The 2383-nt window shown below is 74.6% G+C and carries 2 protein-coding genes and 1 pseudogene; all 3 read right to left on the bottom strand.

The features are described 5' to 3' along the window. Positions 1 to 42: 42 nt before the first annotated feature. Positions 43 to 735 carry a methyltransferase domain-containing protein gene (locus tag NH287_RS14890; protein ID WP_253036237.1) on the bottom strand — a complete coding sequence of 231 codons (693 nt, stop codon included), beginning with the start codon at positions 733 to 735 and terminating at the stop codon, positions 43 to 45. Then, positions 732 to 1850, bottom strand: coding sequence for a type III polyketide synthase (locus NH287_RS14885; RefSeq protein ID WP_253036236.1), 1119 nt, complete (start codon positions 1848 to 1850; stop codon positions 732 to 734). Before NH287_RS14885 ends, NH287_RS14890 begins: the two co-directional genes overlap by 4 nt. A 77-nt stretch (positions 1851 to 1927) precedes the next feature. Next, positions 1928 to 2383: pseudogene (locus tag NH287_RS14880) on the bottom strand (hypothetical protein); the annotation flags it as partial.

Below are 2383 nucleotides of genomic sequence, written 5' to 3'. Positions count from 1 at the left end.
GCCAGCAGCGTGCCGACGGGACCCGCCCCGACGACGAGGACCTCAGCCATCGCCGTCCGCCACCGCGAGCAGCCGGAACGGCGCCGGCGACGCGACGCGCCACGGCGCCCCGAGCGCCGCGGCGAGCTCGTCGGCGCGATAGCTCCGCCGGATCGAGCGCAGTCCGTCGGTCCGCAGGAACGTCCCCCGCTCCAGCGCCGTGATGCCTATGCCGTAGAGCGCATACGCCAGTGCGCCGCGCTCGATGTCGGCGTGCAGCACCGCCCCGGTCGCGAGCGCGCGCGTGTCGGCGGCGAAGGCAGCGAGCTCCGCATCGCTCAGATGGTGCAGCACGTGGTTCGACAGCACCAGGTCGAACCGCTCGCCGGCCGCGCGGAGACCGGCGGCATCCGTCGCGGCGAACGACACCCGCGCGCTCCCGCGCTCCCGCGCCACCTCGAGCGCCCGCGGGTCGGGGTCGATCCCGAGCCACTGCACGTCGAGCCCGTCGCGCTCGGCCCACGTCGCGAGGCGCGCGAGCACGTCGCCGCCGCCGCTGCCCACGTCGAGCACCCGCGCCGGACGACCCAGCCGCAGCAGCCGGGGACGGATGCCGCGCCGCCAGACCCGACCCCACCCGCCGATCGCGCGGTTCACGAGGTCGAACCTCCGCAGCGTCTCGGCCAGCATCACCGGATCGCAGTCCGGATCGTCCATCAGCTCGCGGAGGGCGGTGTCGCGCACGGCGAGGTTCACGCGAGCCCCGTCCGGAACGTCAGCCGCGCCGCCTCGAGGGTCAGCCCGGGCCCGAAGGCGAGCGTCGCCACCCGATCGCCGTCGTCGAGACCGGCGGCCAGGAGCGCGCCGAGGATGAAGAGGATCGTCGCGCTCGACATGTTGCCGTAGTCGCGCAGCACGTCGCGCGACACCGTCAGGGCGTCGGCGGGCAACTCGAGCCCGGACTCGACGCGGTCGAGCACGCTGCGCCCGCCGGGATGCACCGCCCACGTGTCGACGCCGTCGTCACCGAGGAACGTCTCGACCGCGCCGCGGATCTCGCGCCCGATGATGCGCGGCACCTCGGCCGACAGCACCATCTCGAAGCCGGTGTCGCCGATCGTCCAGGCCATGTCCTTCTCGCCCTCGTCGGTGAGCACCGTCGCGAAGCGGTCGAGCTCGAACGACGCGCCCGTCGCGCGCGACGGGTCTGCGCTCACGACGGCCGCAGCCGCCCCGTCGGCGAACACGGACGCCGCGACGATCTCGTCGTGGTCGGCCGGTGTCCGCACGTGCAACGAGCACAGCTCGGCGCAGACGACGAGGACCACGGCGGTCGGGTCGGCCGCGCACGTCTGGGCGGCCGTCCGCAACGCCGGCACCGCCGCCGCGCACCCCATGAACCCGAGGTGCGCGCGGGCGACCGTGGTCGGCAGCTCCAGGTCGCGCACGAGGCGGTAGTCGGGACCGGGCGCGAACATGCCCGTGCACGAGACCGTGACGACGTGGGTCACCTCGGAGGCGGTGACGGATGCCGCGGCGAGCGCCTTCCGCGCCGCCTCGGCGAACAGCGGGGGTGCGAGCCGGATGTAGGCGTCGTTGCGGGCGCCGGTGGAGGGGGCGAGCAACGAACCGGCGTCGGTGACCGTCGGCATCCGCTCGTCACCGGCCGGTGCGGAGGCCGCGGCAGCTGCGGCCAGGTCGTCGAGCACGGTGTGCCGGGTCTCGATCGCCGAGGCGTCGAACGCGGCGCCGATGAGCCGCCGGGTGAGCCGGTCGGCACCCGGCTGCCCCGCGAACAGATCGCGCACCTGATCCTGTCGGAGACGGGCCTCGGGCACGGCGGTGCCGATGGACAGGATGCGGGTGGTCATGCCTCACCGTAACCGGCGCGCGATCGATGGAGGCTGCGGGTTGACCATGACCCGGTCGTGTGTGAATCCGCGAAGGCTCACCTGCTGCCGACCCACACCTCCACGCCCGCCCCCGTGAGGGTGAAGTTCAGGGCGGTGCCGAGCGGGTACGCGGCGCGGGCCGCGTCGGGACTCTGCTCGCTGACGACCGCCGTCACCGCGACGGGGAACGGTGCCGAGCCGCACACCGACAGGCTGTCGTCGGCGGCTTCGGCGGGGCTCACGACGCTGAGGCACTCGACGTCGGGACGGTCGACGTTGCCGGCCGTGAACGCGAACACCGAGTAACCGCGGAAGTCGCTGTACCGCCGCACGGCCGACGAGTCCTCGGGCGCACTGCCGCCGTCGATGACGGCGAGGGTCGCGACGCGCTCCGCGCCGGGGTAGCGCGGGGTGTCCTCGGTGACCGCCCGCGTGATCGCGACCGTCGCCGTCACGAGCACGGCCGCCGCGACGACCGCGCCGGCCGCGACGAGCCACCGCGGCGCACGCCG

This window comes from Microbacterium sp. CnD16-F, assembly GCF_024124465.1.
Taxonomy (GTDB): Bacteria; Actinomycetota; Actinomycetes; order Actinomycetales; family Microbacteriaceae; genus Microbacterium; species Microbacterium gawkjiense.
Note: the sequence above shows the minus strand (reverse complement) of the source record. Positions and strands in the feature narration are given on the sequence as shown.